A 26460-nucleotide genomic window follows, 5' to 3' on the forward strand; every position below is an offset into this window, starting at 1 on the left:
TTTCAACCGAATACAAAGATTCAAGGAGGTGGTCGGCAACACTCTATCTACAAATATAAGTATCTCATATAACTAGATACTCACGGGTTTATAGGTAAATCCCTTTCCTAAAAAACCTAACTTTATCATACGAGGAGGTGAAAATTGTTTATAATTTGTCTTAGTAATAATACAAATTACTTAAATATGCTGATTTCTATGGAACTTAAGAAATTTGGAACAAATAACAAGGAGGGTTTAATTAATGAATATTTTTAAAGAAAATAATCCTATTTTGGCGGTCGTTAACTCCAGCGGTAATCAAATCCATTTCTTCAATGCGAAAAATTTTGAAAGAATAGGGGTTATAGATTCTCCAGTTACAGAACCTCATGAATTATGTTTCGATTCTAAGCGTCAATTGTTATATGTAAGTATTACTTATCGCTCAGGTTTTTATAGAAATAATCCGGAAAAAAGCCATGAAATTTTAGTTATCGATATTGATCAATTTAAAGTAATTGATATCATTGATATCTCGCCGGAATTTGCACCACATGGTTTAGTTTATAATGAAAAAAAAGACTTATTGTATGTAAGTGTTGAATCTGGTGAAGGAGGAATTTTAATTATTAATCCTAACACGAGAAAAGTGCTAGATAGAATCTATACAGAAGCAGCAGGTCCACATTGGTTTGTTACGACTCCAGATGGTACAAAAGGATATTCCTCTAATAAAGAGGCGCCCTTTATATCGGTTTTAGATACACATGATAAGGAGTTAATTGGAAAAGTATCTATGCCCAATGGTAGTGAAGAACTAGCTATTTCTCCTAAAGGTAATCGAGTTTACATCCCTTCACCATGTTTACTTGGAGACTACAAAGAGGAGCAACCTACACTTAGCATCATTAATACAGAAACCGATAAAATTATAAAGACAAAATCATTTTCAGATTTAATTACTCCGGTTCATGTAACGAATGATGGGAAAGTATTGGTAGGACATACGCGTTTTCAGAATAAGAATGGAGAGAGAACAAGAAATATGTTTTCTCCAGCACCAGGGTATGTTTCTGTTCTTGATGGAGAATCGTTAAATGTGTTAGGTACAATGGAAGTAGATTTACTCCCAATTACAATGCGTTCTTCTACGGACGGAACGGTTGGATTTGTTTCTAACCTTAGATCAGGGACAATAAGTGTATTAGATTTAGTTAATTACAAGAATGTTCATACCATTGAAGTTGATCCAGGAGATCGAAATGCAGATCCTTCTGTAAATCAAGGAGCTCACGGTATAGCATATATAGAAAGATAAAATAAGAAAACGCTATTCTTTTTGTAGAAATTTACAGAAAGTATGGCGTTTTTTTGTATCTATTAATTTCTGATGAATTCCAATTAGGTCTATTTTTTTAAAATATGGAACAATGTCATTACTTACACTGTCTATTAAGCGTTAAAACATTTTCTATTAAATAAATTAAGAAAGGAATCATCATTTTTAAATAAGGGAGAAGATTGAATTGAAAAAATTATGGATGCTGCTTTTCGTTTGTGTTGCAGTTATGTTGGTAGGATGTAATAAAAACGAACCGCCAAAACAAGCATTTGAAGAATATATCAATTTATGGAATGATAAAAAATTTGCAAATATGTATGATCATTTATCAGATCATGCAAAAAAATCGATTTCTAAAAAAGAATTCACAGAAAAATATCAAAAAATCTATGAGGGGATTGGAGCTAAGAATTTAAAAGTTAAAATGAAAGGAGAGAATACGAAAGATAAAGAGCTTTTTCTTTTTGAAGTTAAGATGGATACGGATGTAGGACCAGTTTCATTCATCCACGAAGCAAAACTTGTGAAAGATAAAGAATCTTGGAAAATAGATTGGACACCAGACTTCATTTTCCCAGGTATGAAAAAAGATTACAAAGTACGTATGCAAATAGAGCAAGGAAAACGCGGAGAAATATATGATCGCAATGGAAAAGGGCTTGCAACTAATGGTAAAGCAACTGAGGTTGGAATTATTCCAGAGAAACTAGGCGAAACAGCAGTGCAAACGAAAAAAATAGTAGCACAATTACTTGATATGTCTATAGAAGAGGTCGAACAAAAGCTCACAGCAAAATGGATAAAACCAGACTCCTTTGTACCAATTGGTATTTTAAAAGAGGGAACCAGACAGAATGATTATATTGAATTAGAAGGAGTTTCATCTCGCCCAGTAAATATTCGTACGTATCCATTAGGTGAAGCAGCGGCACACTTAACTGGATATATAGGAAAGGTGAATGCGGAGGAGTTAAAATCACTTCAAAAACAAGGTTATCAAGCAGATGATTTAGTAGGTAAGACCGGTTTAGAGAAAGTGTTAGAAAATAAATTGCGTGGTGAAAAGGGTGGACGCGTATTTATAGAAGATGAGAAGGGGAAAGAGATTAAAAACGTAGCAAAAAAAGAAGCAAAAGAAGGAGAAAATGTTACGTTAACAATTGATGCTGCAATTCAAGAAAAAATCTTTAATGAGATGAAAACTGAAGCAGGGTCTAGTGCAGCGGTCAATCCTAAAACAGGTGAAACAATCGCACTTGTAAGTAGCCCTGCTTATAATCCAAATATAATAGTTAGAGGAGCATCGAAAGCCCAACGAGAAGCATGGAGTAACGACTCGAAACTACCAATGACGAATCGCTTTACACAAGCATTTGTACCAGGTTCCGTATTTAAAACGATCACAGGTGCAATTGGTTTGGAAACAAACACAATAAATCCGAAGGAAGAATTTAAAATTCAAGGATTGAAGTGGACAAAAGATTCATCTTGGGGAAATTACTATGTAACGCGTGTAAAGGATGCAAGTCCAATTGATTTTGATAAGGCAATGAAGTACTCTGATAATATTTATTTTGCTCAACAAGCTTTGAAAATGGGAAAAGATCAGTATGTAAAGGAATTTAAAAAGTACGGATTTCATGAAAAATTACCAATCGAATACGAATTTCCTATTTCAATCATTGCAAAAGATGGGATAAAAAACGATATTCAACTAGCAGACACGGGCTATGGACAAGGACAAGTATTAATGACGCCACTTCATTTAGCATTAACATATGCACCGATTGTGAATGAAGGGAATATTCCGTCGCCACATCTTTTAAAAGAAGCAAAAGTAGCAGGGAATTGGAAAGAAAATGTGGTTTCTAAAAAGAATCAAGAGATATTAAAGAGTGCATTAATCAAAGTCATTAATGACCCTGATGGTGCAGGGAGAGTTGCAAAGGTTGATGGTGTAACGTTTGCTGGTAAAACTGGTACAGCAGAACTGAAAGAGTCGAAAGAAGCAGACGGAAAAGAACTGGGATGGTTCGTAGCTTTCGATGCAAATGCGCCAGACATGATTGTTACAATGATGATTGAAGATGTAAAAGGAAGAGGAGGAAGTAATGTTCCAGGTGAAAAAGTAAAACATGTATTTCAGAAATAATACTTAATTATAAGGTGAATTTTTTGACTAAATTTATTACATGTTTGCTTAACTCAAAGATATACATTGGGGAAAATATAGAACAATTAAATTTCAAAAAAGCATTCTTTCTAATCGAGAATGCTTTTTTGCTGCGACTCTAGAAAGTTAATGCCTTATCTTAATTTTCATTTCTGAAAAGTTGGCATTGCTAATGGTAAATAGAAGGAGATAGCAAATTGAAATGGACAAGTGGAGTGCTACATTAAATTCAAAAAAACAGATTGTTGTGAGTGGATTTTTATCATTGTATGCTTTACTTGTTTTTTAGTAGTATTATTCTGCCTGAAAAAGATAAACAATGGAACAAATGAAACTTGTATCTTGTCTATATATTGAAACCATAATAAAAAAGTGAGGGCAGTCTTATGTTTATTCAAATAAGTTTGAGGTGTGGAAATGGAACAGACGTTTATTGAAAAGTGTAATCATGATGAGCTGGACTATGTTATAAAAGATTATTGGCAAGATGTATGGAATTATTCATTTATTATTACGAAAGATCCACACTTATCAGATGATATCACGCAAGATGTATTTATAAAGGTGTTTAAAAATTGGAATTCATTTCGAAAGGAGTCATCTATTAAAACGTGGATATTAAAAATCACAAGAAATACGGCAATAAACTATTTGAAATCCTCTTATTTTAAAAGGATATCTTTAATAGGATTTTTTAGTGACGATAAGCAATCCCTGTCAGCAGAACAAGAATTTTTTAAGCAAGAAGAAATGAATGATGTGTGGAAGGTTGTATTAGAACTACCTAAAAAGCAGCGTGAAATAATTATATTGGACGCAAAATATGAATTATCTTATGAAGAAATGGCTGAAACATTAGGAGTATCCATTGGAACTGTAAAATCGAGATTAAGTAGAGCGAGAAGTAAGGTTTCAAAATTAATAGGGGAGGGTAGTAGTGATGAACAATAAACAAAATCCTGACTGGTATAGAAAAATAAAAAAAGGCCCAATGGAGAATCGTAAAGATGAAGAAGAATTTATTTCTAAAATAAAGCAGTCTATATACGAAAATAATGAAGTGGATTTTGTAAAACATAAAAGACCATTTCGTAAAAAAGCATTACCTATTGTAGTTGTTTTAGTTTGTACAATGTTATTTTTCATTGTTCAACAACCTTGGCTTGATGATAATAAATCACCAGTACAAAGTAGTACTCAAATTAAGCCTAAAACAAAAGATGAGTCTGCTCAAGATCCATCATTAAAACAATTTATGAATGAACTATATCAAAGTACGAACTCAAAAAATGAAAATGACTTGTACAAAGCGTTAAATGATGAAGTTCTATTTAAAGGGAAGAGTTATAAGAAGGATGAACTGAAGTTTGATGAAGATATTTTTCATGAGTTGCAAGTCGCCCTTACAATGGGGGGAGAGTTTGCAAATGATACAAAAAAAGTATACAAAGTACCAAGTGGATTGACAGAAAGTAACCAACCAAAGCAAGCGCATTTTATATATGCAACGGTTACTGGAAATAAAACGAAAATTTTAGCTGAACCAAAACGAGAATCACAAGTGTTATATGAAATATCTAATGAAATGGTAAAAGCTTGGATTCCAGAAAAAGTGCAAAATGATGGATATATAAAAATATCGACAATTAATGGCAATACTGGATACGTACAAAAAGAGTATGTTTTAACTGATATTAAGTATTCATTTATGTTCGAAAAAAATGAAAATGGTGAATGGAAAATAATAAATATAGATTCTATTTGGTAAAAGAGGAAGGTTCACTTTAATGAACCTTCCTCTTTGTTTTTATTCTCTTTTTGAAGTGTATGCCAAGACTCTAAAATTTCTGATGTAACGAGAGCAGCGATGTTTTTTTCTGAATTACTACCAGGAATAACGACAGAAACGGCAATTTGTGGATCTTCGGTAGGAGCATATGCAATGAAAAGAGAATGATTTATCATTCTTTCTTGCTCATTTGGAAAACCTGTAATACCTGTTTTACCTGCGACGTCAAAGGGCAACTTTTTAATTTCCTCTATATTTTGACTCATTCCACCTTGCACGACACTCCAAAAGTTCATCGGGTAACGATTTGAACTTTCTAAAATTGGTTTAAACTTTTTTGTTTCCTTACCGTCCGGACTAATAATTGCACTTACAGTTTGAGGTTTATATTTATCACCTTTACTTGCCAAAGTTGCTGCATATTGAGCGAGTTGAAGAGAGGTATGCACTTCATTTCCTCCCCAAGAGGCGTTTAATAAAGCGGAGATCCCATTTTCAAACTTATTAGATGGATGGAATTCATATTGTCCGTCTTCTTCAAAGGGTAAATCAATCCCGGTTTTAGAACGTAGGCCGAATTGCATTAAATAATCTGTCCATATATGTGCCACTTTTTCTATATTCCCATTATTTTGGTTGAATAGGGGCAGAGCTACTTTTGCTGTCATAAATGTGTTAGATGAATTAATGATAGCCTGCCTCGGTGTAATCTCACCTGTTGGCGTTCCAGGTGCATTCGTAATGTTATTTTGATTATCATACTGAAAAGTCCCTTTATCTAAATAAGTATCTTCGGGTTGGAAAAGCTTTTCGTTTAATCCAATTAAAATAGTAAGTGGTTTTATAGTAGAAGCCATATTTACATAAGATTCACCATACTTTAATTTTTGAATTGCTTTATTTTGCGAAAGAGATTTAATGTTTTCTTTTCTAGAAGATACATGTGTATTTAATATATTTGGATCAAAAACTGCCGAGTTGACCATAGTTAAAATCGCGCCAGTTCTTGCATCGCTCACTACAGCATAACCAGCTTTAGCATCAGGTGTTTTCTTAATTTGAGATCTTAATGCTTCTTCTGCTTTTTGCTGCAACTCAAAGTCTAAAGCTAGCCGTACATCTTTTCCTTTTTGTACTTTTTGAATGTTCCATAAGAACTTTTTATTATTCAATTTAAAAATAAGAGTTTTACCTGGTTTTCCTTTTAAATCATTTTCATATTGCAGCTCAATCCCGCTTTTTCCAACAGCCATATGCTTTGAATTAAGGTCATTTTCTACATACCCAATTACCTGTGAACCAATTTCGTGTTTAGGATAATACCGAATCCATTCATCTTTAATTATTACATTATTGGGTTTGTTTTTGTTTATGAATGCAAGTTCATTCTCAGTTATATCAGAGTATAACGGTATATCATTCATAGTCTGCTTTTTACAAGATTGTTGTAATTGAGATTTTATGTTCTCTGTAGAAATATCATGTTGAAACTCGCTTGAAAATTGATTAAAAAAAGCTAATGTGTTTGATGTATCTTGTTTTGATAACTTTTCATCATTAGAAGTGCAATATAGAGACTTAACTTTCTTATTTGTAGCTAGTATTACACCATTTTGATCAAAAATCTTTCCTCTTTCAGCTGAAGAAGTTGCGATAGTAATTGAAATGAAGTTGATTTTTAATAAAATTAGTAAAATCAAACCTACAATAGAAAGAACCGCAAAAAATCTCCATCTTTTTGTATGTAACATATAACCCTCCCTTATGTAGCCTATTTCATCTTATATTTAATTATTTTTTTTGTAAATGTGGAACAACTTTATTGTTTAGGTTGTCTATTAAGTATTAAAGCATGAAGAAAGGAATAATTAGCATGAAAATTTACTAGCAAGTCTATATGTAAGTTTAATAAGAGTCATTATACAGTTTAGCACTTCTAATGCAAGCGGCAAAAAAATAGAGAGAAAACAAGAAGGGAGAGTTATTAATGCCGTAGCTAAACGAAAAGGAATGGTTGCTTACAAGGATTAATCAAAAAATTGAGGCGATATTTATAACCGATTATCGGTATCTAATATATAAGGAATGCTTTTAGTATTTGTAGCAATTCCTGAAAGGATTAAATGGAGGATTTATGAAAGAACAAAAAGGCAAGAAGCAGAAGACATATATATCTATTCGATTAAATATAATGTTCCTTTGCATATTTGTACTATTCTCAGCTATTATTATGCAGCTAGGAAAGGTACAAATCGTTGAGGGAGAGGCTTATAAGAACCAAGTGGAAAGTAGTCAAAATGCAATAACTAGTATTCCAGTTCCACGTGGACAAATTTTAGATCGAGAAGGGAAAACAGTTGTTAATAATAAATCTCTTCGCACAATTACGTATACAAGGGTGAAGGGAATTACGAGTGAAGATATTTTAAAAACAGCAAAAGACTTGGCGAAAGTACTTGAAATGCCTGAACAAGATATAAATAAATTAACAGATATCGATAAAAAAGATTTTTGGATGCAGTTGAATTCGAAACGTGCGGAGACAAAGATTACTAAGAAAGATATAGAAAGGTTTAAAGAAAAGGGTATAGAGGGAAAAGAGTTAGATAAAAAAATAGAAGACTTAAGACGAGGTCGTGTTACAGAGGTAGAATTAGCAGAATTAACAGCACAAGATTTAAAGGTGTTAGCTATTAAAAGTAAAATGAGTTCAGGTTATCAACTAACACCACAAATCATTAAAAAAGATGTAACAGATGAAGAGTATGCGCGGATAAGCGAAAATCTTGCGAATTTTCTAGGAGTAGATGCAACTGTTGATTGGGAACGTAATTATGTAAACGGTAATTTATTTCGTTCTGTATTAGGAAATATTACGAGTAGTGAAGAAGGATTACCGAAAGAAAATTTAGATTCTTATTTAGTACGTGGATATAACCGTAATGATCGTGTTGGAAAAAGTTATATTGAACAACGATATGAAGATGTATTACACGGCACAAAAGAAGAAGTGAAAAATATTACTGATAAATCAGGAAACATTGTTAGCACAGAAATAATCTCTAAAGGAAAAAGTGGTAATAGTTTAACATTAACGATTGATATGGAATTACAAAAGAAAGTGGAAGAAAGTATAGAGAAAAACTTGAGAGCTTTTAAGAGTTCAGAGCCACTGCTCGATCGAGCTTTTGTTGTCATGACGAATCCAAATAACGGACAAATTTTATCAATGGCAGGCAAAAAGATTGTAGAAAAAGAAGGGAAAATAGAGGTTGAGGATTTGGCATTAGGAAACATGACAACTTCGTATGAGCTAGGGTCAGCTGTAAAAGGTGCTACTTTATTAACTGGATATGAGACAGGCGCAATACATCCAGGAGATCAATTTTATGACGCGCCGATGAAATTTAAAGGTACACAAGCTAAGAAATCGTGGAATGTATCCGGATTTGGTAATATTAATGATTTACGGGCTTTACAAGTATCTTCGAATGTATACATGTTCCAGACAGCTTTAAAAATTGCGGGAGTTAATTACGTACCAAATGGCTCATTGGATATTAAACAAGGAGCATTTGATAAGATGCGCTATTATTTTAAGCAATTTGGTTTAGGTGTCCCAACAGGTATTGATTTACCGAATGAAATAATTGGACAAACGAGAAAAGTAGATAGTCAACCTGGGTTTTTACTAGATTTTTCTATCGGTCAGTATGATACGTATACGCCGTTGCAATTAGCGCAATATATTTCAACGATTGCGAATGGTGGTTATAGAATGCAACCTCAAATTGTACAAGAAATACGAGAACAATCAATAAAAGAAGAGGTTGGCAATGTTATACGTTCCATAGAGCCTGTCGTATTAAATCGAATTGATATGAAGAAAGAACATATCGATCGGATAAAAGAAGGGTTTAGATGGGTATTCCAAGAAGGTGATGGAACTGGCGTGAAGTATTTCAAAAACGCGCCATATAAGCCAGCAGGAAAGACAGGAACAGCCCAAACTGTATATGGTGGAGATGACCCGATTGGCAGAAATGCAAAAGGAGAACGTATGGAATGTTACAACTTAACGTTAGTTGGATATGCTCCATATGATAATCCAGAAGTAGCATTTTCCGTAGTAGTTCCATGGCTTCATGATGATAAAAATGGAATTAATTCTATAATCGGAAAGGAAGTATTAGATGTATACTTTGATTTAAAACAGCAACGTATACATGGTGAAGCTACTAGTACAGGTAGTTCTAAGCAAAATTAGAGTACTTTTCTCAGGGAAAGAACCTGTTCATATAAAGCCATTTATAAGTAAAAAAATGAAATATGAAATAGGAGATAGAGGCGTCGTAGCTACTATCTCTTATTTTGTTAATAACTCTCATACTAGCTATAATTTTTTTAGTTTATGGAACAAATTTGGTTCGGTGATTGTCTATTATGTGTACGTATAAAAAGGTGCTAAAAATTTGGAAGGAATGATGATTTTGAAAAATAAGAGGATGCTAAAAATAGGAATATGCGTTGGTATATTAGGTTTAAGTATTACAAGCCTAGAAGCTTTTACAGGAGGGGCACTGCAAGTTGAAGCGAAAGAAAAGACTGGACAAGTGAAACATAAAAATCAGGCGACGCATAAAGAGTTCTCTCAACTTGAGAAAAAATTTGATGCTCGAGTAGGTGTATATGCGATTGATACTGGTACAAATCAAACAATTTCTTATCGATCTAACGAAAGATTTGCCTTCGCATCAACCTACAAGGCTTTAGCAGCAGGAGTATTACTACAGCAAAACTCAATTGATACATTAAATGAAGTAATCACATTTACGAAAGAAGACTTAGTGGATTATTCACCTGTTACAGAGAAACATGTAGATACTGGAATGAAACTAGGAGAAATTGCTGAGGCTGCTGTTCGTTCAAGTGATAATACTGCAGGGAACATTTTATTTAATAAAATAGGCGGACCTAAAGGATATGAAAAAGCGCTTAGAAAGATGGGGGATCGGGTTACTATGTCTGATCGCTTTGAAACAGAATTAAACGAAGCTATTCCAGGAGACATTCGTGACACTAGTACAGCGAAAGCAATTGCTACGAATCTTAAAGCTTTTACGGTCGGAAATGCACTTCCAGCTGAAAAACGTAAAATTCTTACAGAGTGGATGAAAGGAAATGCTACAGGGGACAAACTTATTCGTGCAGGCGTACCAACTGACTGGGTAGTTGGAGATAAATCAGGTGCTGGCAGTTACGGGACAAGAAATGATATTGCTATCGTTTGGCCTCCGAATAGAGCACCAATTATCATCGCAATTTTATCTAGTAAAGATGAGAAAGAGGCTAGCTATGATAATCAACTCATTGCAGAGGCAACGGAAGTTATAGTTAAGGCTCTTAAGTAATAATCTTTCAATTCTTTATGTAATATAATTAAAAATAAGAACTTGGAAAGTGATTCTTTTTAATGTGAAAAGAATCGCTTTTTTATAAGCATGTAAACTATTTATACCTATGTATTATAAAGATATAATTAATGTAGAAAAGAGGGTGAATAGTTATGGAGAATGACAATCAAGTCTTTTGGAGAACAGATTGTCTTGTTTTGAGAAGGTTTAGTATTGATGACACTAACTACTTTCATTTTTATCGTTCTAATTCAGAAGTGGCTAAATTTCAGTCATGGGTTAATTATCAATATCATGAGGCTAAAACGTTTGTAAATGAACCTCGCATCGTAGAAATCGGATTTACTCTTTCTCCAGAATATTAGGGAAAAGGCTATGCAACTGAAGCTGTTTGTGCCTTATTGAGTTACATATTTCATTCATTAGGAAAACATAAGGTGATTGCATTTTCGGACGTTCGAAATAATAAGTCTATTTCTGTACTAGAACGAGTGGGGATGAGGAGAGAAGGTCATTTATTGCAGAATTACATGCTAAAAGGCCAGTGGATTGATGTATATCAATATTCAATATTGAAGTCTGAATGGAATGACGCTTCATAATTTTAAAATTTAGAAACAATGAAGGCACTTATTCATGAAATTGATGAAAATGCCTTTGTCACTGTATATGATGTTGCGGAAGTACAAGGCGGAAACTTTAAAAAGCATGATATCCATTAAGGGTATTAACTAAGTTAAATGTTTTATACATAGTTGATTATTGAAGAAGATAAAAAACTCATCACATATAGATAGACAAATGGTATGTACTAAGATGTACAACTGCAAGGTACATAGAACTAAAACTAAGATATTCATACGACCTCAAAAAGTCGAAATTCCTTAACTTGGGAATTTCGGCTTTAATGTTATATGATAGAGTTACGATTAGAACAGAACCGGGCATGTTTACTTCAACAGAGTGATATAAGTTCTTCAATTCCTGTAATAGAAACTTGTACTTGATTATCGTAGTTAAATCGATTTCACTTTAAAAGAGAACCGTTAGATAAAAAAAGAGAAATCTATTGGAATGTTTTTGAGAATTGTAGTACTGATTAAGGTTTTAGGAGGGAATATGAGCAAGAAGATTAAAAGAAGTGTATTACTTATTGCTACATTAGTAGTTTGTATTATCTTTTTATATTTACAGAACAATTTAATAAGTATAACTGAGGTTAAAATAACTTCTAGTAAAATACCCTCCTCTTTTAAAGGGTATAAAATTCTACAAATTTCAGACTTACACAATAAACAATTTGGCGATAATCAAGATGTGTTAATTCAAAAAATTAAAAGCATAGATCCAGATATTATTGCGATTACGGGTGATTTAATTGACAGTAAATCATATGATGCAGAAGTTAGTATGCAATTAATACGAGAAATTGTAAAGAAGTATCCTGTATATTTTGTGACAGGAAACCATGAACAATGGTCTGGAAAGTATAACAGTTTAGAAAAAGAGTTGAAGAAATATGGTGTCAATGTTTTAAGGAATGAACATGTAGGCATTCGAAAGGGTGAGCAAGAGATAAACTTGCTAGGTATTGATGATCCAGAGTTTGGTACTGGAAACCGTGATGAAGGAAATATTATAATAGATGAAATTAAAAAAGCAAAAATTGAAATGCAGCCAGATAGATATAATGTATTATTATCCCACAGGCCTGAATTTATAAAGGAATATACGAATGAGAGATTGGATTTGGTTTTATCGGGACATGCTCATGGAGGGCAAGTTAGATTGCCATTTATCGGTGGATTAGTTGCTCCAAATCAAGGTGTTTTACCTAAATATACAGCAGGTTTATATGTAGAACAAAATACATCAATGGTAGTGAGTAGAGGATTAGGAAATAGTATCATTCCGCAAAGAATTTTGAATAGGCCAGAGATTGTAGTCGTGCAGCTAAATTAAGTTGTACGATTTTTTATACAATAATGAGTAAAGGTGTTTTATGTATTTTGTAGGAGTTAACATTACAATTTTGTTAAAAATTTTCTACGTTACATAAAGTAACAAAATTTGACCCTGAGTGTTTGTTATAGTGTAAATAATCAAAAAACTTAAAATTTGTCGAGTGAAAATTGTGATAAGTAATTCATATAAAAAACTTAAAGGGGTGTACACATGCATAAAGAATATGAAATTGAAGAATACACGGCGATTGAGGAACAAATCCATTATTATTGTAAATGTTTATTAGTAAGTCATCCTGATCAAATAATAAAGTATTTAGAAAAAAGGTTAGAAAAATATGCAGAAACATTACAATATGCACATTTATATCCTGACACAATTATTTTACCGTTACAGCAATTAGTTATCGAATATTCTTTAGACGTTGCTAGAATTCGGAAGTATATGAATTTAAAAACGTAAAGTGAAATTTATAGTTTAAATGAAACAGAGTCGACTTTAGGAAATGAAATGCTAATGTCGACTCTGTTTCATTGTTTCATATCGTTGATTGAACATACATACTAATCAATGAAGTTTGACATATAATTAAGCAAGGGTAAAATAAAAGTGAGTACTCACTCATTTTATTGGAAAAGGAGGATGAAACGTGCAACAACCTTCAATTATTTTACAGACTGTATCAAAAAGTTTTGGGAAAAAAGAAGTGTTACACAATCTTTCATTGCAAGTTGAAAAAGCAGAGATTTTTGGTTTTGTTGGACCTTCTGGATCGGGGAAAACAACGCTCATTAAAATGATTGCAGGTATTAATGAGGCAACGAAAGGTGAAGTGCTTGTTAATAATACTAATATGCCTAATTTAAATGAAATGAAACGAATTGGTTATATGGCCCAGGCGGATGCATTATATGAAGAATTGTCAGCATATGAAAATGCAGATTTTATAGCAACGATGTATGGACTAAAAGGAAAACGTAAAAAGACAAGAATTGCAGAGGTTTTTGAACTTGTACAATTGTCAGAGTATATGAAAAAGCAAGTACAACAATTTTCAGGTGGAATGAAAAAACGCTTATCATTAGCAATAGCACTCCTCCATGAACCAGAAATATTAATTTTAGATGAGCCTACAGTGGGGATAGATCCGCTTCTTAGAAAAACGATTTGGGAAAAATTTTATAATCTTAAAAAGAAAGGTACAACGATTATTGTAACGACGCACATTATGGATGAAGCTGAATTTTGTGAGCGTCTAGGGTTAATTAGAGAAGGGAAATTAGTTGCGGTTGGAACAACTGAAGAATTGAAAAAACGCGTGTCATCTGGACGGATTGAAGATGTCTTTTTGCTGGAAGAGGTGGTGCCATCATGAGAGTTACTGGTGTAATCATTCGTATTATTCGTCAATTTTTTCGAGATAAACGTTCGTTAGCAATGATGTTTGGAGCACCGATGTTATTACTTTGGCTTTTGTCACTAGTGTTTACACAGAAAGACTATATACCGCAAATTGCTGTTGTTGATATGCCCGCTCAAATAGTAAAAGTGATGAAAAATCAAGAAGCGTCAATTTATGAATACAGTAAGGAAAAGGCGATTTCTGAGTTGGAAAAACAAAAGGTAGATGCAGTATTTCGAATAGAGAATGGAAAAATGAAACTTCTGTTGGAAGGTAGTGATTCGTCAAAAAATCGTGCTGTACTTCAAGTATTGCAAAAAAGCACAGAGAAGAATGATGTATCGATTATGAAACCTGAAGTAAATTATTTACATGGCTCTAAAGACTTTATGATGTTTGATGGGCTTGGTCCTGTATTAATTGGTTTCTTTACATTTTTCTTTGTATTTATATTATCAGGTGTATCTTTCGTAAGAGAACGTTTAAGTGGTACGCTAGAAAGGTTATTATCCACCCCAGTAAGAAGATGGGAAATAGTCGCAGGTTATATTATTGGTTTTGGAATCTTTGCCTTTATACAATCCATTATTATCGTAAGTTTTTCCGTTTATATTTTAGATTTATACGTAGCTGGCTCCATATGGCTAACGTTACTTATTACATGTATGCTCTCTTTAACTGCACTAACATTAGGTACGTTTTTATCGGCATACGCAAATAATGAATTTCAAATGATTCAATTTATACCGCTTGTTATTGTGCCACAAATCTTCTTTTCTGGATTGTTTCCAATGGAATCTATGAATAAGTGGCTACAAATGTTAGGGAAAGTATTTCCACTCACATACGGCGCTGACGCAATGAGACAAGTGATGATTCGGAATCAAGGGTTTACAGAGATTGCATTAGATCTTACTGTATTATTACTTTTTTCACTATTATTTGCAGTAGGAAATGTATTTGCTTTAAAGAAACATCGCAAAATATAATAATGACAAAAAGGAGCTTTATAAATGCAGAAGGATTGGCTGGAGGAATTAATAGCTGCAACTAATACGGATAAACGAAATGAACGTCAAATGCGAATATTAGAGGCGGCTGTTGATATGTTTGGAGAAAAAGGATACGCTTCAACTTCAACAAGTGAAATTGCAAAGCGTGCTGGTGTAGCGGAAGGAACCATCTTCCGCTACTATAAGACGAAAAAAGATTTATTACTAGCGGTCGTAATGCCAACTTTAACTAAGTTCGCTGCACCATTTTTCGTACAAACCTTTGCAAAAGAAATATTTAAATCGGAGTATGAATCATACGAAGGACTTTTAAGGGTTGTAATTCATAATAGGTTTAAATTTGCTCAAAAACACTTTCCTATGATAAAAATATTAATTCAAGAGGTGCCATTCCAACCAGAACTAAAAAATGAAATACAGCAATTAGTAGAAACAGAACTGTTTTCACATTTCAAAAAGTTGATTGTGAAATTTCAAGAAGAAGGGGAAATTATTGAGATACCACCATCTTCCGTACTACGTCTTACTTTATCAGCTGTATTAGGTTTATTATTAACACGATTTTTATTATTGCCTGAAGAAAAATGGAATGATGAAGCGGAAATTGAAAATACGATTCAATTTATATTGTATGGATTAACTCCACGATTTTAATCGTTGAAGTGTGAATTACATACATTACTTTTAAGTAAAAATAAATCGCCTTTAAAAAGGCGATTTATTTTCATTATATATTTTTGATAAATAAGTACTTGTTTACTAAAAACATTCTAAATCAGCGTGTTTCTTTGTCTCTTCTTCTAAGACCTAATAATCCTGCTAGTCCTAATAAACCAAGCCAAGCCCAATTATTATTTTTATCACGATTATCATTTAAATCATTTGTTGTATTTACATTTCGAGTTCTTACATCATTATTAACTCTGTCTAAGTTATTGTCATTTACTCGAGTTGAAATATCAGTGTTATTAACTCTATTCATATTATTTCCATCGTATTCAGCTTGCGTAGATGTACCTAAAAACATAATAGATAGTGCTAAAACACTTAAAATAGATGATAATTTCTTTTTCATAACAATCCCGCCTTTCTTAATCATTAATTTCTCCGGAGCATGTGTGTATTATTCATTTCACAATATCTAAACCCTCATTAATAGGGCGAACATTTATAGAAAATAGAATTGAATGATTGTTAATATATCATTGGATATATACTTCTCATAAAAATAAAGGAATCAAACTTTGCTTAAAATGTTAATCTTAGTACAATTTATATTATACGGGCTAGCAATAAGGAGGTAATAAGATGCGACAATTTGCAAAACCTACAATCGTCGTAAGTAAATGTTTAGAATTTGATGCTTGTCGTTATAATGGAGAGATGATTCCAGATGTAACAATACGAAATTTGCAGCCATTTGTTACATTTATACCTGTTTGTCCAGAAGTCGAGATTGGATTGGGGACTCCTCGTGAAACGATACGAATTGTAGAAGAAAATGGTGAGAATAGACTTGTGCAACCGTCGACACGAGAAGATGTAACTGAAAAAATGGAGCAGTTTTCAAATGACTTTTTACAAACGATACCGGATGTGGATGGTTTTATTTTAAAGAATCGTTCACCAAGTTGTGGTACGCGTGATGTGAAAATTTATTCTGGTTTTGAAAAAGCGCCAGCAAAGGGAAAAGGATCGGGCTTATTTGGCGGAGCAGTAGTAAAAAAATTTTCGCATCTTCCTATTGAAGAGGAAGGCAGATTGTCGAATTTTATTATTAGAGAGCATTTCTTTACAAGGCTATTTACAATCGCATATTACAAAATGATTAAACATAGTAAAAATATAAAAGACCTTGTATCGTTTCAGTCGGACAATAAATATTTATTTATGGCATATAATCAGGTGAAACAAAAGGAATTAGGGCGTATAATTGCAAATCAAAAAAATGAAAAGATTGAAGTGGTATTTGAAAACTATGAGAAGACTTTATACGAATTATTTATACGTGCGCCCCGTTATACATCGAATGTAAATGTATGCGAGCACATTTTTGGGTATTTTAAAACAAAGTTAAAAAAACAAGAAAAAGATCATTTTATAGAACTGTTACAAAAGTATGCAGAAAAGAAAATACCACTTAGTAGTTTACTTACAATTTTAAAATCATGGGCTATTCGATTTGATGAAAAGTATTTATTAAGACAAACATATTTCGAACCATACCCTGAAGCATTAGTAGAAATTTCTGATTCCGGAAAAGGTAGAGATTATTAAACAATAAATTACATAATTCGACACAAAACCTCCTATGTTGTTGTAGAACAATGTAGGAATTTTTTTGTGCATTAGTACAGAATCTGTTTTAAAATTAAGTTATGACAGAATTGTAGCAATTGTCTAACTAATATTCTTGTCTTTTAAGTTGTTATGTTTGTAGTAGAAACTCGCACGCTGTCGAAACTCAATATTCGATAAGGGGTGTGTAGCGGAATGGAATTTACTCTAACTCGCGAAAAACAAATGATTAAAGAAATGGTACGTGACTTTGCTGAAAAGGAAATCGCACCGAAAGCTGTATATTATGACAAAACTGCAGAGTTTCCATATGAAACATTTCAAAAAATGGGCGAACTAGGATTATTAGGCATCCCATTCCCAGAAGAGTATGGAGGTTCAGGTGGCGATACGGTATCGTATGCGTTAGCAGTTGAAGAAATTGGTCGCGCTTGTGGTGGCACCGGTTTAAGCTATGCTGCCACAATTTCATTAGGTGCTTCTCCAATTTATTATTTCGGTACAGAAGAACAAAAACAAAAGTATTTAGTTCCAATGGCGTCAGGTAAAACATTAGGTGCCTTCGGATTAACGGAGCCGAATGCTGGATCAGATGCAGGTGGTACTCAAACGAAAGCGGTATTAGATGGTGATGAGTATGTAATCAGTGGTGAGAAGTGTTGGATTACAAACGCAGAGTATGCAAATACAATTATTGTAACCGCTGTCAACGGTATTGAAGAGAATGGTAGAAAACGTATTTCTGCATTTATCGTGCCTACTACGAGTGAAGGATTAACGATTTCAAGTCCTTACGATAAGATGGGTGTTCGCGCTTCTAATACTTGTGAAATCGTACTTGATGGTGTTCGTGTACCGAAAGAAAATATTCTTGGTGATGTAAATAAAGGCTTTAAACAATTTTTATATACACTTGATGGAGGGCGTATTTCAATCGCTGCATTGGCAGTTGGTATTGCGCAATCAGCCTTTGAACGTGCATTACAATATGCGAAAGAACGTCAACAATTTGGAAAGTCAATCTCTAATTTCCAAGCGATTCAATTTAAATTAGCTGATATGGCGACTGAAGTAGAGCTAGCACGCAATTTAGTACATAAAGCAGCTTGGTTAAAAGATAACGATAAACCTTTCGGCAAAGAAGCGGCAATGGCAAAACTATTTGCATCGGAAGCAGCAAGCCGTATTGCGAATCAAGCAGTACAGATTCATGGTGGATATGGTTATATGCGTGAATATGAAGTTGAACGACATATTCGTGATGCGAAACTATTAGAAATTGGTGAAGGAACTTCTGAAATTCAACGTCTCGTAATTGCTAGACATTTAGGATGTAGATAAAAGGGAGGAATCACTATGTTTCAAAAAATATTAATTGCGAATCGCGGGGAAATTGCTGTTCGTATTATGAAAACTTGTCAAAAACTTGGCATACGCACTGTTGCTATTTATTCTGAAGCAGATGAAAATGCCCTTCATGTGAAGATGGCAAATGAAGCTTACTTAGTAGGTGGACCGCGTGTTCAAGAAAGTTATTTAAACCTTGAAAAAATTATTGAAATAGCTAAGAAGACAAATGCAGAAGCGATTCATCCGGGTTATGGTTTATTATCAGAGAATCCGTCTTTTCCGGTTCGTTGCAAAGAAGAAGGAATCGTATTTATCGGTCCTTCAGAAGAAATCATTACGAAGATGGGAAGTAAAATCGAATCACGTATCGCAATGCAAGCAGCAGATGTCCCAGTAGTCCCAGGTATTACTACAAATATTGAAACTGCTGAAGAAGCAATTGAAATTGCAAAACAAATTGGTTATCCCTTAATGCTTAAGGCATCCGCAGGCGGCGGAGGCATTGGTATGCAGTTGATGGAAACTGAGCAAACGCTCACCAAAGCGTTTGAAAGTAATAAAACAAGAGCGCAAAACTTCTTTGGTAACGGAGAAATGTATTTAGAGCGATATATAGCAGATGCGCATCATATTGAAATTCAGCTTTTAGCAGATACACATGGTAACACAGTGTATTTATGGGAGCGTGAATGTTCGGTACAGCGCCGAAATCAAAAAGTAATCGAAGAAGCACCTTCACCATTTTTAGATGAAGGTACACGAAAGGCGATGGGAGAAGTTGCTGTACAAGCTGCCAAAGCACTTGGCTATACAAATGCAGGTACAGTTGAGTTTCTTGTAGATGATCAGAAGAACTTCTATTTCTTAGAGATGAATACGAGATTACAAGTAGAGCATCCAGTGACAGAAGAAATTACGGGATTAGACCTTGTAGAACAGCAACTCCTTATCGCAAGTGGAGAGAAACTATCATTTACTCAGGATGATGTAAAACGTAGTGGTCATGCCATTGAAGCTCGTATTTATGCAGAGGATCCGAAAACATTCTTCCCATCACCTGGGAAAATTACAGATTTAACATTACCGTCAAATGTACGGATTGATCACTTCTTAGAAAATCATGTAACGATTACACCTTTCTATGATCCAATGATTGCGAAAGTCATTGCACATGGCGAGACTCGTGAAGAAGCAATTTCGAAATTACATGATGCTCTAGAAGAATTAAAAGTAGAAGGTATTAAAACGAACACGCCAATGCTACTACAAGTTTTGGAAGACGAAGTGTTCAAAGAGGGTATTTATACAACGGGGTTTGTAACGAAACAACTCGTTAAAAAATAAGATTTAACAATATTAAGGGGGAAAAAATGATGACGAAAGTATACGCATCGATGGCAGGAAACGTTTGGAAGATTGTTGTAGGAGTAGGAGATACAGTAGAGGAAGAGCAGGATGTCGTCATTTTGGAATCTATGAAAATGGAAATTCCAATCATTTCAGAAGAAGCTGGCACAGTTATGAAAATTAATGTGCAAGAAGGCGATTTTGTAAATGAAGGAGATGTATTAGTAGAAATTGAATAGGGAGATATAGGGGGAAGCGAATTGAAACTACCTAATTTTGCTGTCATTAAAGAAGTCGGGCCACGTGATGGCTTACAAAATGAAAAAAAGATTGTTGGCACAAAAGATAAAGTAAAATGGATTCAACTACTTACAGAAGCAGGATTGTCGTATGTTGAAGTTTCCTCATTCGTTCACCCAAAATGGGTCCCTGCATTAGCAGATGCAAATGATGTATTTTCTGAGCTGAAAAGGGATCCAAATGTTACATATGCTGCGCTTGTTCCGAATCAAAATGGTTTGGAACGAGCTTTTTTGCAAAATGTAGATGAGGTGAATGTTTTTTTATCAGCAAGTGAATCTCATAATAAAAGTAATATTAATAAATCGATTAAAGAAGCGTTAGTTGTAATTGAAGATATAACAAAACAGGCATTATTCGAAGGGAAAAAGGTAAGAGGCTATGTTTCTACTGTATTTGGATGTCCTTATGAAGGGGATATAAGTGTCACAGCAGTTGACGAATTATGTAATCAACTATTTTCATACGGCATTTATGAAGTTTCTCTTGGGGATACAATCGGTGTAGCGAATCCATTACAAGTAGAACAAGTATTAGAACATCTATTAAAGAAGTATGATGCTTCGCAGTTTGCCATGCATTTTCATAATACGTATGGAATGGCTCTAGCGAATGTAGTTAAATCATTAGAATACGGTATTAAAACGTTTGATAGTTCTTGTGGTGGACTCGGGGGCTGCCCTTATGCACCAGGAGCATCAGGTAATGTTGCTACTGATGACCTAGTACATATGCTCCATAAGTTAGGAGTCCAAACGAATATTGATGAAGAGAAGTTATTGAGAGCAAGTCAATTTATTCAAAGTAAATTAAATATCCAATTACCGAGTCATGTGTATAGAGCGCTTCAACATAAAACGATAAGTAGGTGAGAAGATGCTACAATTACAAAACATTTCAGTTGATTATGTAACACCTCACGTTGTAAAGATTTCGTTATATCGTGAAAGACAAGCAAACTCATTATCTTTAGCATTATTAGATGAATTACAAACTATATTAACTCAAATAAGTGAAGATTCAAACGTGCGTGTAGTTATTTTGACTGGTGCTGGTGAAAAAGCATTTTGTGCTGGTGCAGATTTAAAAGAGCGTGCCGATATGAATGAAGAACAAGTTCGCCATGCTGTTAGTATGATTCGCACTACTATGGAGATGGTTGAACAATTACCACAGCCAGTTATTGCTGCAATAAATGGAATCGCACTTGGTGGTGGTACGGAATTAAGTTTAGCTTGTGATTTTAGAATTGCTGCTGAATGTGCAAGTCTTGGTCTTACTGAAACGACACTTGCAATTATACCAGGAGCAGGTGGTACACAGCGCTTACCGAGATTAATTGGAGTTGGTAGAGCGAAAGAATTAATTTATACAGGTAGACGTATTTCAGCGCAAGAAGCAAAAGAATATGGTTTAGTAGAATTTGTTGTACCAGCTAATTTACTTGAAGAGAAAGCGATTGAAATAGCAGAGAAAATTGCTAGTAATGGACCTATTGCTGTTCGATTAGCAAAAGAAGCGATTTCAAACGGTATTCAAGTTGATTTACATACCGGATTACAAATGGAAAAACAAGCGTATGAAGGTGTAATCCATACGAAAGATAGATTAGAAGGATTACAAGCATTCAAGGAAAAACGCACACCAACGTATAAGGGGGAGTAAATATGTTAGATCAAAAACAACAATCGAATACATTTGAAGAACGAGTTGAAACGATTAAACAAGGCGGCGCACCAAAATATCATGAACAAAATAGAGCAAAAGGAAAATTATTTGTTCGAGATCGTTTAGCGCTTCTATTTGATAATGGCGAATATGTAGAAGATGCATTATTTGCTAACTGTGAACAAACAGGCTTACCTGCGGACGGCGTTGTAACGGCAACGGGTAAAATACATGGTCGTACTGCGTGTGTAATGGCCAATGATTCTACTGTAAAAGCTGGATCGTGGGGATCACGCACAGTTGAAAAGATTTTACGTATTCAAGAAACAGCTGAAAAACTACGTGTTCCGTTATTTTATTTAGTCGACTCTGCTGGAGCACGTATTACAGATCAAGTAGAAATGTTCCCAGGGCGCCGTGGTGCAGGGAGAATCTTCTATAATCAAGTGAAATTATCAGGTAAAGTTCCTCAAGTATGCTTATTATTTGGACCTTCTGCAGCTGGTGGTGCCTATATTCCAGCCTTTTGCGACGTTGTAATGATGGTAGAAGGAAATGCATCTATGTATTTAGGATCTCCTCGTATGGCTGAGATGGTTATCGGTGAGAAGGTAACTTTAGAAGAGATGGGCGGAGCTCGTATGCATTGCTCTGTATCAGGATGCGGAGATGTTTTATGTAAGACAGAAGAAGATGCGATTACACAAGCAAGACAATACATTTCATATTTTCCAAATAACTACTTAGAAAAGACTCCATTGGTTACACCTCAAGAACCGAAACAATTCGATAAAACGTTAGAACAAATCATTCCAGAAAATCAAAATGCTCCTTTCAATATGAAAGATCTCATTAATAGAGTTATTGATGAAGGTTCATTCTATGAAGTAAAAAAATTATTTGCTCAAGAGCTAATTACAGGCTTAGCACGTATTGATGGTAAGCCAGTTGGTATTATTGCAAATCAGCCGCGTATGAAGGGCGGCGTATTATTCCATGATTCAGCTGATAAAGCTGCTAAGTTTATTAATTTATGCGACGCATATCATATTCCATTATTATTCCTTGCGGATGTACCAGGATTTATGATTGGCACAAAAGTAGAGCGTGCTGGTATTATTCGCCACGGTGCAAAAATGATTTCTGCAATGAGTGAAGCAACTGTACCGAAGATTTCTATCGTTGTTCGTAAAGCATATGGTGCTGGTTTATATGCGATGGCAGGTCCAGCATTTGAACCAGATTGCTGCCTGGCATTACCGACAGCCTCTATTGCGGTAATGGGTCCAGAAGCTGCGGTTAATGCTGTATATGCAAATAAAATTGCAGCTTTACCAGAAGAAGAGCGTGCTAGCTTCATTGCTGAAAAACGTGAAGAGTATAAGAAAGATATTGATATTTATCATTTAGCATCAGAGATGGTGATTGATGGTATTGTTCATCCAAACAATTTACGTGAAGAGTTAAAAGGACGTTTCGAAATGTATATGAGTAAATATCAAGTATTCACGGATCGTAAACATCCTGTATATCCAGTTTAAAAGCCCTATTTAGGGCTTTCTTGCTCAAAAAGTTAAGGAGGGGAAAACATTGAAACAAGCAGTTTGGTTTCCAACAGAAGAGTACAAGGAAAAAACACGTTTATATGGTTGGATGAAATCATTGGGATATGAAGATTATGAAACTTTTTATAATAAATCTATTGAGGAAACAGCTTGGTTTTGGGGAGAGGCAGAAAAAGCAGTTGGCTATCAATGGATGAAACCTTATACAGAAGTATTAGATTTAGAAAATGGTACACCGTTTGCACAGTGGTATAATGGCGGAACATGTAACGTTGTAGAATCAGCTTTATCCCGCTGGCTTGCGGATGAAGAGACGAGAATACAGCCAGCACTTCAGTACGAAGGGGAAAATGGAACTTCAAAATCATTTACATATGAAGAGCTTGACAACTGGGTAAGCCGTGTTGCAAATGGTTTGAAACACGCGGGTATTGAGAAAGGTGACCGTGTAACAATTTATATGCCGATGATTCCAGAAACAGTTGTTGCGATGCTAGCTGTAATGAAAATCGGAGCAATTATTTCACCAATATTCTCAGGCTTTGCGTCTGATGCAGTTATGACACGTGTGCAAGCGGCAGGTTCAAAAATGATTATTACCGCAGATGGATTTTCACGCCGCGGTAAAATTGTTTCTTTAAAAGATGAAGTAGATAAAGCTTGTGAACATTGCCCAACTGTTGAAAAAGTTGTTATCGTTCGTCATGCAGGAAATGATTTTACACCACATAACTATGACTTTTCGTGGAGTACGCTAGAAAAAGAAAAACCATTCATACATGCCGAGGAAATGCAAAGTGATGATCCATTAATGCTCATTTATACATCAGGAACGACTGGTAAGCCGAAAGGAACAGTACACACGCATGCAGGATTTCCTTTGAAAGCAGCTTTTGATGCAGGATTTGGAATGAATATTAAACAAGGTGATCGTGTATTATGGGTAACTGATATGGGCTGGATGATGGGGCCGTTTCTATTATTCGGTTCACTCATTAATGGAGCAACGATGGTTATGTACGAAGGTGTTCCAGACTTCCCAGAAGCAGACCGGTTATGGGAGACAGTTGATAAATATGAAATTACTCATCTAGGTATTTCGCCAACGTTAATCCGAGCATTAATGGCAAAAGGTGATGAGTATGTCAATAAACATTCTTTAAAGAGTTTGGAAGTATTCGCATCAACAGGAGAACCTTGGAATCCTGATCCATGGATGTGGCTGTTTGAAACAGTTGGAAAAGGAAATGTTCCAATCTGTAACTACTCAGGTGGAACTGAAATCTCTGGTGGGATTTTCGGTAATGTTCTTATTAAGCCAATCGCACCGATTAGTTTTAACGCATCTTTACCAGGAATGGCAGCTGTCGTGCTGGATGATCAAGGTAAACCAATTCAAGATGAAGTCGGAGAATTATGCTTAGAGAAACCTTGGGTAGGTATGACGAAAAGCTTCTGGGAAGATGATGAACGTTACGTGAACACATATTGGTCGCGTTTTGAAAATAAATGGGTCCACGGTGACTGGGTCATTTACGATGGTGAACAATATATCATCACAGGGCGTTCAGACGATACGTTAAATATTGCAGGTAAACGTATTGGACCTGCTGAATATGAATCTATTCTTGTGAAACATAATGATGTAATCGAAGCTGCTGCAATTGGTGTACCTGACGAAGTAAAAGGTGAAGTTTGTCATTGTTTTGTAGTGTTAAGAGATCATGTAACATTCACAGGAGAATTAAAGAAAGAATTAATGAGTTTAGTAAACTCTCATATTGGAAAAGCGTTGTGTCCTAAAGACATCCACGTTGTAGAAGATTTACCGAAAACACGTAATTCTAAAGTAATGCGCCGTGTTATTAAAGCAGCTTATTTAGGAAAAGAATTAGGTGATTTGTCGTCACTTGTAAATCCTGAAGTAGTACCGTTTATTCAAGGGTTACAGTCTAGTAAATTATAAAATTAGAAAGGAGCTCTATATAAACAGAGCTCCTTTTTTATGTTTATAAAAAGAGAAGAAGTGAAGTTGATGAAGAAGAAAAATTCTACTATTGGTGTTAAGTATGTTTTTTAGTTTTAATCAAAATACGATATTATGGAATGTCTATTCAATGGAGAAATACTAATTTACAACAACAAGGTGATGACAAAGCGCGACTGCTTATATGCCGGTTTAAACCTTTACGTATTCATTGATAAAAAGCTGACTATACTAAGTCAGCTTTTTATATATTACATCCTAGTATTTATCTCGCTATTTGCCGAGCAGTAATGCCCCCACCTAAAAATTCAGCGAAAGCAAGGAAGTAGGTGAGGGATCAACTTTCCGGAAAAGCCCGATTGATTCCAAAAGACATATTTTTTCCTTTACGTTGACATTAAAAATATTACCAATTTTTTCTTTTACAATGGCAACAAATAAAGAAACATTTACAACGACACTTATTTCGTTTAAAACTCCAATCATCATCACGATGACACTTTTCTTTAGATTTCCACCAATCATCATTACAATGTTTTTCCTGAGAACTCCAATCGTCATCACAATGACACTTTTCTTCAGATTTCCACCAATCATCATTACAATGCTTTTTCTGAGAACTCCAATCATCATCACAATGATGCTTTTCTTTAGATTTCCACCAATCATCACAACAATGCTTTTTCTGAGAACTCCAGCAATCATTTTTCCAAGACATTCATTTCTACCTCCTCGTATGATTAAGTTAGGTTTTTTAGGGACGGGATGTACCTATAAACCCAAGAGTATCTATTTTTATGAGATACTTAAATTTGTAGATAGAGTGTTGCCGACCACCTCCTTGAATCTTTGTATTCGGTTGAAA

22 protein-coding genes and 2 pseudogenes are annotated in these 26460 nt (G+C 34.5%); 21 read left to right on the forward strand and 3 right to left on the reverse strand.

Features of this window, described 5'->3' with window-relative positions; genetic code table 11:
- Positions 1 to 244 precede the first annotated feature (244 nt).
- The 4 genes from CQ064_RS31580 to CQ064_RS31595 all read left to right on the forward strand — a co-directional run bounded on the left by CQ064_RS31580 (position 245) and on the right by CQ064_RS31595 (position 5265).
- On the forward strand, positions 245 to 1300 hold the full coding sequence (locus CQ064_RS31580; RefSeq protein ID WP_001019968.1) for a YncE family protein: 1056 nt from the start codon (positions 245 to 247) through the stop codon (positions 1298 to 1300).
- Positions 1301 to 1508: 208 nt separating this feature from the next.
- Complete coding sequence (locus CQ064_RS31585) at positions 1509 to 3476, forward strand: penicillin-binding transpeptidase domain-containing protein (RefSeq protein WP_000737777.1); 1968 nt, start codon at positions 1509 to 1511, stop codon at positions 3474 to 3476.
- A gap of 438 nt (positions 3477 to 3914) precedes the next feature.
- Entirely contained in the window at positions 3915 to 4448 is a 534-nt protein-coding gene (locus CQ064_RS31590) for an RNA polymerase sigma factor (protein WP_000438328.1), read from the forward strand.
- On the forward strand, positions 4438 to 5265 hold the full coding sequence (locus CQ064_RS31595; protein ID WP_001060759.1) for an SH3 domain-containing protein: 828 nt from the start codon (positions 4438 to 4440) through the stop codon (positions 5263 to 5265). The genes CQ064_RS31590 and CQ064_RS31595 overlap by 11 nt, the downstream gene beginning before the upstream one ends.
- Positions 5266 to 5276: 11 nt before the next feature.
- Here CQ064_RS31595 and CQ064_RS31600 read toward each other — a convergent pair whose 3' ends face one another.
- Positions 5277 to 7037, reverse strand: a complete 1761-nt coding sequence (locus tag CQ064_RS31600; RefSeq protein WP_000903339.1) for a peptidoglycan D,D-transpeptidase FtsI family protein — start codon at positions 7035 to 7037, stop codon at positions 5277 to 5279.
- A gap of 383 nt (positions 7038 to 7420) precedes the next feature.
- On the opposite strand from CQ064_RS31600, the gene CQ064_RS31605 reads away from it, so the two are divergent.
- The 9 genes and pseudogenes from CQ064_RS31605 (at position 7421) to CQ064_RS31645 (ending at position 15734) form a co-directional block, all read left to right on the forward strand.
- A complete protein-coding gene (locus CQ064_RS31605; RefSeq protein ID WP_000662991.1) occupies positions 7421 to 9553 on the forward strand; it encodes a peptidoglycan D,D-transpeptidase FtsI family protein in 2133 nt (710 codons plus the stop codon).
- Positions 9554 to 9770: 217 nt separating this feature from the next.
- Positions 9771 to 10697 (forward strand): class A beta-lactamase Bla1, encoded by a 927-nt coding sequence (bla, locus tag CQ064_RS31610; RefSeq protein WP_002152885.1) that lies wholly within the window; start codon positions 9771 to 9773, stop codon positions 10695 to 10697.
- Positions 10698 to 10852: 155 nt separating this feature from the next.
- A pseudogene (locus tag CQ064_RS34380) lies at positions 10853 to 11302 on the forward strand (GNAT family N-acetyltransferase).
- An 18-nt stretch (positions 11303 to 11320) separates the two neighbouring features.
- Positions 11321 to 11422, forward strand: a pseudogene (locus tag CQ064_RS31620) (DUF2179 domain-containing protein); the annotation flags it as partial.
- A 397-nt stretch (positions 11423 to 11819) separates the two neighbouring features.
- The gene (locus CQ064_RS31625; RefSeq protein WP_000037687.1) at positions 11820 to 12662 is read left to right on the forward strand and encodes a metallophosphoesterase; all 843 of its coding nucleotides are present in this window, start codon (positions 11820 to 11822) and stop codon (positions 12660 to 12662) included.
- Between the two features lie 213 nt (positions 12663 to 12875).
- Complete coding sequence (locus CQ064_RS31630) at positions 12876 to 13127, forward strand: hypothetical protein (RefSeq protein WP_000548620.1); 252 nt, start codon at positions 12876 to 12878, stop codon at positions 13125 to 13127.
- 187 nt (positions 13128 to 13314) lie between these two features.
- Positions 13315 to 14040, forward strand: coding sequence for an ABC transporter ATP-binding protein (locus tag CQ064_RS31635; protein WP_001187058.1), 726 nt, complete (start codon positions 13315 to 13317; stop codon positions 14038 to 14040).
- Positions 14037 to 15056 (forward strand): ABC transporter permease, encoded by a 1020-nt coding sequence (locus CQ064_RS31640; RefSeq protein ID WP_001266724.1) that lies wholly within the window; start codon positions 14037 to 14039, stop codon positions 15054 to 15056. Before CQ064_RS31635 ends, CQ064_RS31640 begins: the two co-directional genes overlap by 4 nt.
- 24 nt (positions 15057 to 15080) lie before the next feature.
- Complete coding sequence (locus CQ064_RS31645) at positions 15081 to 15734, forward strand: TetR/AcrR family transcriptional regulator (RefSeq protein WP_001168191.1); 654 nt, start codon at positions 15081 to 15083, stop codon at positions 15732 to 15734.
- A 121-nt stretch (positions 15735 to 15855) separates the two neighbouring features.
- On the opposite strand, the gene CQ064_RS31650 is transcribed toward CQ064_RS31645, so the two are convergent.
- Positions 15856 to 16155 (reverse strand): WGxxGxxG family protein, encoded by a 300-nt coding sequence (locus CQ064_RS31650; RefSeq protein WP_000728157.1) that lies wholly within the window; start codon positions 16153 to 16155, stop codon positions 15856 to 15858.
- Between the two features lie 233 nt (positions 16156 to 16388).
- On the opposite strand from CQ064_RS31650, the gene CQ064_RS31655 reads away from it, so the two are divergent.
- From CQ064_RS31655 to CQ064_RS31690, 8 genes are all read left to right on the forward strand, one after another.
- Positions 16389 to 17357 (forward strand): YbgA family protein, encoded by a 969-nt coding sequence (locus tag CQ064_RS31655; protein WP_001248642.1) that lies wholly within the window; start codon positions 16389 to 16391, stop codon positions 17355 to 17357.
- 216 nt (positions 17358 to 17573) lie between these two features.
- Positions 17574 to 18719 (forward strand): acyl-CoA dehydrogenase, encoded by a 1146-nt coding sequence (locus CQ064_RS31660; protein ID WP_000397279.1) that lies wholly within the window; start codon positions 17574 to 17576, stop codon positions 18717 to 18719.
- A gap of 15 nt (positions 18720 to 18734) precedes the next feature.
- Positions 18735 to 20072: an acetyl-CoA carboxylase biotin carboxylase subunit gene (locus CQ064_RS31665; RefSeq protein ID WP_000486742.1), complete on the forward strand. Its 1338-nt coding sequence runs from the start codon at positions 18735 to 18737 to the stop codon at positions 20070 to 20072.
- 26 nt (positions 20073 to 20098) lie between these two features.
- Positions 20099 to 20314, forward strand: a complete 216-nt coding sequence (locus tag CQ064_RS31670) for an acetyl-CoA carboxylase biotin carboxyl carrier protein subunit (protein ID WP_003270585.1) — start codon at positions 20099 to 20101, stop codon at positions 20312 to 20314.
- Between the two features lie 21 nt (positions 20315 to 20335).
- On the forward strand, positions 20336 to 21247 hold the full coding sequence (gene mvaB / locus CQ064_RS31675; protein WP_000775435.1) for a hydroxymethylglutaryl-CoA lyase: 912 nt from the start codon (positions 20336 to 20338) through the stop codon (positions 21245 to 21247).
- A 4-nt stretch (positions 21248 to 21251) separates the two neighbouring features.
- Positions 21252 to 22040, forward strand: a complete 789-nt coding sequence (locus CQ064_RS31680) for an enoyl-CoA hydratase (RefSeq protein WP_000939813.1) — start codon at positions 21252 to 21254, stop codon at positions 22038 to 22040.
- Positions 22041 to 22042: 2 nt separating this feature from the next.
- Positions 22043 to 23584: an acyl-CoA carboxylase subunit beta gene (locus CQ064_RS31685; protein WP_000886758.1), complete on the forward strand. Its 1542-nt coding sequence runs from the start codon at positions 22043 to 22045 to the stop codon at positions 23582 to 23584.
- 49 nt (positions 23585 to 23633) lie between these two features.
- Complete coding sequence (locus CQ064_RS31690) at positions 23634 to 25574, forward strand: AMP-binding protein (RefSeq protein ID WP_000806479.1); 1941 nt, start codon at positions 23634 to 23636, stop codon at positions 25572 to 25574.
- A gap of 321 nt (positions 25575 to 25895) precedes the next feature.
- Here CQ064_RS31690 and CQ064_RS31695 read toward each other — a convergent pair whose 3' ends face one another.
- Complete coding sequence (locus CQ064_RS31695; protein WP_000560140.1) at positions 25896 to 26300, reverse strand: hypothetical protein; 405 nt, start codon at positions 26298 to 26300, stop codon at positions 25896 to 25898.
- Between the last annotated feature and the right edge of the window lie 160 nt (positions 26301 to 26460).

Source organism: Bacillus sp. MYb78 (genome assembly GCF_002975115.1).
Lineage (GTDB): Bacteria > Bacillota > Bacilli > Bacillales > Bacillaceae_G > Bacillus_A > Bacillus_A cereus.